Here is a 6212-nt window from a genome sequence, read left to right as displayed (position 1 = left end):
GTCGACGCCTGCGCGGGCGGGGTGAGCAAGGAGGCGAGGAGGACGAGGGTGAGCGGCACCGATGCCGCACGTCGGAGGGAGCGGCTGAAGGGCATCCGGCACCTCGCGCGGGGGGAGCGTTCCAGCGGGGCGCCTGGTATATGCCCGTTCTCGCAGAAAACGAACAATCCTCACGTTAAAGGGCCCGATGTCCCCGTGAGCCGCTCTCGATGAGCGGGAAGGTATGGCCACTCCGGCGCCGCTGCCGCCACTATGGGGGGTTATGAGCGAGCTGACGATTCCGGGGATCCTGGCGCGGGCCGCAGCGGAGTCTCCGGACGCGGAGGCGGTCGTGGACGGGGACGTCCGCGTGACCTACGCCGAGCTGCGCGAGCGGGTCCGCGAGGCGACCGGCGCGTTCGTCGGCGCCGGCGTCGGGCCGGGCGACCGCATCGCGATCTGGGCGCCGAACGGCCTGCGCTGGATCGTCACCGTGCTCGGCGCCATGGGCGCGGGCGCGACGCTCGTCCCGCTCAACACCCGGTACAAGGGCGACGAGGCCCGGTGGCCGCTCACCAAGGCCGAGGTGAAGATCATTTTCGTGGAGGACGGGTTCCTCGGCATCGACTATCCCGGCATGCTCGGACTCGACGAGGCGGGCGCCGTCCCCGGCCTGCCCGCGCTCGAATCCATCGTCACGTTCAACGGTCCCGCGCGGCCGGGCGTCGCCGACTGGGACCGGTTCATCGCCAAGGCGGTGCCGCCGGAGGAGGCCGACGCGCGGACGGCGGGCGTCCGGCCGGACGACATCGCCGACATCCTGTTCACGTCCGGTACGACCGGCAGGCCCAAGGGCGTCGTGGTCACCCATGAGCAGAACGTCCGCACGTACGCGGCGTGGACGGGGCGGACCGGCCTGAAGGCCGGCGACCGCTACCTCATCGTCAACCCGATGTTCCACACGTTCGGCTACAAGGCGGGCGTGCTGGCGTGCGTGATGAAGGGCGCCGCGATGGTGCTCCAGCGCACGTTCGACGTCCCGGAGACGCTGCGGCTGATCGAGCAGGAGAAGATCACCGTGCTGCCGGGGCCGCCGACCATCTACACCTCGCTCCTGGACGCGCCGGGCCGGGACGAGCGGGACCTCTCCTCCCTCCGGCTGGCCGTGACGGGCGCGGGGGACGTGCCCGTCACGCTGGTGCGGCGCATCAAGGACGAGCTGTTCCCCCAGGTCGTCACCGCGTACGGGCTGACCGAGTCGTCGGGGACCGTGACCGCCTGCTCGGTGGACGACGAGGACGAGACCATCGCGACGACCTCCGGACGCCCCATCGCCGACGTCGAAGTCAAGATCGTCGACGAGAAGGGCGAGCCGGTTCCGGCGGGCGCGGACGGTGAGATCCTCGTCCGCGGCTACAACGTCATGAAGGGCTACCTGGACGACCCGGAAGCGACGGCCGCGACGGTCCGCGGCGGCTGGCTCGACACCGGCGACCGCGGGCGGCTCGACGAGCGCGGCAACCTCGCCATCACCGGGCGGACGAAAGAGATGTTCGTCGTCGGCGGCTTCAACGTCTACCCGGCCGAGGTCGAGGACGTCCTCGCCCGCCACGACGCCGTCGCCGAATCGGGTGTCATCGGCGTTCCGGACCAGCGCATGGGCGAGGTGGCGCGCGCCTACGTCCGGCTCCGTCCCGGTCGGCAGGCCACCGGGGACGAACTGGTCGCGCACTGCCGCGAGCTGCTCGCGAACTTCAAGGTGCCCCGGGAGGTCGTCTTCGTGGACGACCTCCCGAAGACCGCGTCCGGCAAGGTCCGCCGCGTGGAGCTCAAAGAGCACGGCCGCGCTTGAGCAGCGGACCATGGCCCCCGCCTAGAGAGCGGCCATGACCCGCGCCCTGTGCTCGGGCGGCGAGCCCCACGCCGAGTACAGGGCCCGCACCTTGCGGATCCACAGCGACGGGTCGTACTCGTCGGTGTACCCGATCGCGCCGTGCACCTGGAGGGCGGTCTTCGCCGCCCCGTAGGACGCCTCCGACGCGGCGGCCTTCGCGGCGGACACGTCCCGCGCGAAGTCCGGCGTCCCGTACGAGAGCGCCGCCCCGAAGACGAGGGGGCGGGCGAACTCCAGCTCGACCATCGCGCTCGCCAGATGGTGCTTGATCGCCTGGTACTCGCCGATCGGACGGCCGAACTGCTGCCGCGTCTTGGCGTACTCCACGGACACGTCCAGCAGCGCCAGGCCGAGCCCGACCTGCTGCGCCGCGCACAGCAGCGCCCCGAGGCCGGTGAACCCGCCGCCGCCTTCGACGCGGAACAGCCGCCGTGCGGGGTCGAGGGACGCGAGGTGCTCCCCGGCCCGGACCTCGCCGCCCTCAGGGCCGACCACCAGGTCGGCGACGTCCGCGTCCAACGCGTGGGGGACGGCCATCGACACGATCGCGTCGCCCTCCGCGATCCGGGAGAGCCAAGACGGGTCGCCCAGCAGTTCGGCGGCGGCGAACGTCTCGACATAGGGCCCCGGCGCGGCGGCGCGTCCCAGCTCCTCCGCGGCGACCGCCAGCTCGACCGGCAGGAGACCGGCGCCGCCGTGCGGCTCGGGGACGGCCACCGCGAACACCCCGGCCTCGGCGACCGACGACCACAGCGCCCGTCCCGGCGCGGTGTCCCCGGCGGCCCAGGCACGGACGACCTTCGGCGTGCCGGACTCGGCGAGCAGCTTGCGGAGCGTCTCGCCGAACATCCGCTGCTCGGCGGAGAGAACGAACTTCACCGGGACCCCCTCGGGAGGCCGAGCAGCCGCTCGGCGATCACGTTGCGCTGGATCTCGTTGGTGCCCGCGTAGATCGGGCCGGCGAGCGAGAACACGTAGTTCTCCAGCCATTCCGACTCCAGTTCGCCGTCCGGGCCGAGCAGGTCGAGCGCCGTCTCGTGCAGCGCCACGTCCAGCTCCGACCAGTAGACCTTGTTGAGGCTCGACTCGGCCCCGATGTCGTCGCTGCGCGAGATCGTCTCGAAGCCCTTGAGCCGGTACGCCCGCGACCTGATCCAGATGTCGGCGACGCGGTCCCGCAGCGCGGTGTCGGACGGGTCGGCGCGCTCCTTCCACAGCTCGACGAGCCGCTCGGCCGCCGCCGTGAACCGCCCGGGGCTGCGCAGCGTCAGCCCCCGCTCGTTCCCGGCCGTCGCCATCGCCACCCGCCAGCCGTCCCCGGCCGTCCCGATGACGTCCTCGTCCGGGACGAACACCTGGTCGAGGAACAGCTCGGCGAACGCGGGCTTGCCGTCCAGCCGCCCGATCGGACGGACCGTCACGCCCTCCGCGTCCAGCGGGAACATCAGGTACGTGAGCCCCTTGTGCCGCGCCGACTCGGGATCGGACCGGAACAGGCCGAAGCCCCGGTCGGCGAACGCGGCCCGCGAACTCCACGTCTTCTGGCCGTTCAGCAGCCAGCCGCCGTCGGTCCGCGTCGCGGTCGAGCGCAGCGCGGCGAGGTCGCTGCCCGCGCCGGGCTCCGACCACGCCTGCGCCCAGATCACCTCCCCGGCGGCCATCGGCGGCAGGATCCGCGCGAGCTGCTCGGGCGTGCCGTGCTTCAGCAGCGTCGGCGCGAGCAGGTTGATGCCGTTCTGGCTGACCCGCCCCGGCGCGCCCGCCGCGTAGTACTCCTCCTCGAAGACCAGCCACCGCAGCACCGAGACGCCGCGGCCGCCGTACTCCTCGGGCCACGACACGACGCCGAGCCGCGCCCCGCCGAGGGTCCGCTCCCACTCCCGGTGCGCCGCGAACCCCTCCTCGGTCTCCAGGGACGGCAGGGGCTCGGCCGGCACATGCGCGCGCAGCCACCCCCGCACCTCGGCGCGGAACTCCTCGTCCGCCGCCCCGAACTCGAGATCCATCCGACGCCGCCCTTCTTTCTAACAACTGTTTGGTAGAGTAGTCGTCAGAATAGAAGGTCGCACGGCCGCCCTACCCGGAACTCCCGCCGACCGGGACGGCACAGCCGGTTGATTCGGGGCCCGTTGATCCACGGCCGGTTCGTTCAGGCGCGGTCGGCTCAGGGGCGGCGGGCGCCGGCGAAGACTCCGATTCCGTTCGCCACGGCGCGTTCCGTCCCGTCCGAGGGCTTGTTGCGGACGGTCACGGACTCCTCGCCCCGCTTGCGCGCGACGAACGTCGACGACCCGCCGCCGTCCAGGTTGACGGCGTCGTCCGCACCCGCCTTGCCGAGGAGGGACGCCAGCTCGGAGAGGGTCACGCCGCCGCTCCTCTCCGACCGGCCGTCGGCGACGACGAGGTACATCCGGCGGCCGTCGCGGCTGACCCCGGCGGCCGTGCGCGGCTCCGGGCCTCGCGGGCTCACGCCGTCCAGGAGCTCGCCGTCCCGCAGAATGGGGAACCCGCCCACGGCGAAGCGGAACCGCCTGGGGCCGGTGAAGCGGTAATCCACCTTCACGCGGTCGCCGGGACGCAGCTCGCGCAGCGCGTCCGCGCCCTTCTCCCGTCCGACCAGCACGGTCGTGTCGCGGGGGATCGCGCCCGCGCCGATCTCGTCCCTCACCCCGGTGACCACGCCCCGCCTGACGGTCACCTCGGCGGTGTTCGTGCTGCACGGGTCGTTGCGGGCGGCGTCGGTACCGCAGACGGCGCGCAGCCGGGACACGCTGCCCCAGTCATGGGTGAACGCGCCCGCGCTCCCCACCGGCAGCGCGTACTGGTTGAGCCCGCGCAGATCGATGGCGGTGCGCTTCGAGCGGACGGTCCCGGTCAGGGGGAGCCGCCCCAGGCGGGCGCGCCGGTCGGCGCCGATGCCGATGACGTCCTCGGCGGACGCCCCAGGCGGCAGCGCCGGGCCGAACCGCTGCCCGTCCGGCACCGCCCCCTTGAGCGGACGGCCCGCGTCCACCTCCGGGCCGGACGACGAGCCGGTCGGCACGACCCCCGGACGGGTCTCGCTGATGTTGAAGAAGTCGCCGTTCACCCCGGCCAGCGCTCGCTGGGCGTCCGCCATCGACGGGATCGTCCGCCGTGCCGCCACCTTCGGCGGACGCAGCAGGCCCACCCGGACTCCCGGGCTGCGCAGGTCGACGTCCAGCAGGTTGCCGAGGACCGGCCCGCCGACGCCGGACGTCTCGAACGTCCTGGCCACCACCCCCGGCGCGAGCCGCTCCGACGAGGTGAACCGCAGCTCCCCGACCGTGCTGGACGGCGGCAGCGCGAGCGCCCGCGCGTCCGGCCGCTCACCCGACCCGGCGCCGTCCACGTCCGGCGGAGGCGGCACGTCCGCCCGCGCCGCGGCGGCACCACCCACGGGCCCGCCCACCACGGGTCCGCCCACCACGGGTCCGCCCACCACGAGTCCGCCCACCACGAGTCCGGCGACGATCCTCCGCACCATGCGCAACGCCCCTCTCCGCGGAAACAAAGCGGGATGATCATGACGTGCGCACGATGAAAGCCAGGCCATCCGCCCGCTAACACTCCCCGAAGATCCGGCGTCGGGTTAGGATCGCAGCCGATTCCAGAATCAGATTCGGAATCGGGGAGGGGAACCCATGGCGAAGATCGTCGAACACGGCACGTGGACCCTGGAGCCGGCGGACGAGGCGCGACACGAACCCGGCCCCGAACTCCTGTGGAACGAGTCCTACTACTTCGACTTCGCCACCCCGGACGGCTCCCTGGCCGGCTACGTGCGCCTCGGCCTGTACCCCAACTGGGACCGCGCCTGGTACTGGGCTGCCCTGGCCGGCCCCGGCCGCCCCCTGGTGATCGTCGCCGACAACGACGCGCCGCTCCCCGAGCCCGGCTCCGCAGACGTCCGCACCGCGACCTACACGGGCACCCAGCGGATCACCGAGCCCTTCGGCCCGGCACTCGTCACCCTGGACGGGACCGCGTCGATCCTCCCGGACCCCACGGCCGCCTACGGCGACACCACCGGCGCAGAAACGACCCGCCTCGCCTTCGACCTGCGATGGGACACCGTCAGCGGCGCCTACCCCTACCGGGACATCCCGCGCTACGAGATCCCGTGCACCGTCACCGGCACCGTCTCGCTCGGCGGCGAGACCATCGCCATCGACGCCCATGGCGAGCGCGACCACAGTTGGGGCGAGCGCGACTGGTGGAAGGTGTCGTGGCTCTGGACGTCCGGCCGCCTCAACGACGGCACCTTCGTCCACGGCATGCAGGCGAACATCGGCTTCCCGCTCCCGTGGCCGTGCTTCAC

General features: G+C 72.8%; 5 protein-coding genes. 2 read left to right on the top strand and 3 right to left on the bottom strand.

Features of this window, described 5'->3' with window-relative positions:
• The first annotated feature begins 262 nt into the window (after window positions 1-262).
• Entirely contained in the window at window positions 263-1831 is a 1569-nt protein-coding gene (locus E1281_RS35950) for a FadD3 family acyl-CoA ligase (RefSeq protein ID WP_131884168.1), read from the top strand.
• 21 nt (window positions 1832-1852) lie between these two features.
• Here the strand turns inward: E1281_RS35950 and E1281_RS35945 are convergent, their stop codons facing one another.
• From E1281_RS35945 to E1281_RS35935, 3 genes are all read right to left on the bottom strand, one after another.
• Window positions 1853-2752, bottom strand: coding sequence for an acyl-CoA dehydrogenase family protein (locus E1281_RS35945; protein WP_131884167.1), 900 nt, complete (start codon window positions 2750-2752; stop codon window positions 1853-1855).
• Entirely contained in the window at window positions 2749-3879 is a 1131-nt protein-coding gene (locus tag E1281_RS35940) for an acyl-CoA dehydrogenase family protein (protein ID WP_131884166.1), read from the bottom strand. The genes E1281_RS35945 and E1281_RS35940 overlap by 4 nt, the downstream gene beginning before the upstream one ends.
• A 158-nt stretch (window positions 3880-4037) precedes the next feature.
• Entirely contained in the window at window positions 4038-5378 is a 1341-nt protein-coding gene (locus E1281_RS35935; protein ID WP_131884165.1) for a phosphodiester glycosidase family protein, read from the bottom strand.
• Between the two features lie 157 nt (window positions 5379-5535).
• On the opposite strand from E1281_RS35935, the gene E1281_RS35930 reads away from it, so the two are divergent.
• Window positions 5536-6212: hypothetical protein (locus E1281_RS35930; protein WP_131884164.1), on the top strand; the 677-nt coding region annotated here is incomplete at its 3' end.

Origin of the sequence: Actinomadura sp. KC345 (assembly GCF_004348515.1) — a bacterium.
Lineage (GTDB): Bacteria > Actinomycetota > Actinomycetes > Streptosporangiales > Streptosporangiaceae > Spirillospora.
The sequence above is the reverse complement of the archived record's forward strand: the minus strand, read 5'-3'. Positions and strand labels throughout refer to the sequence as shown.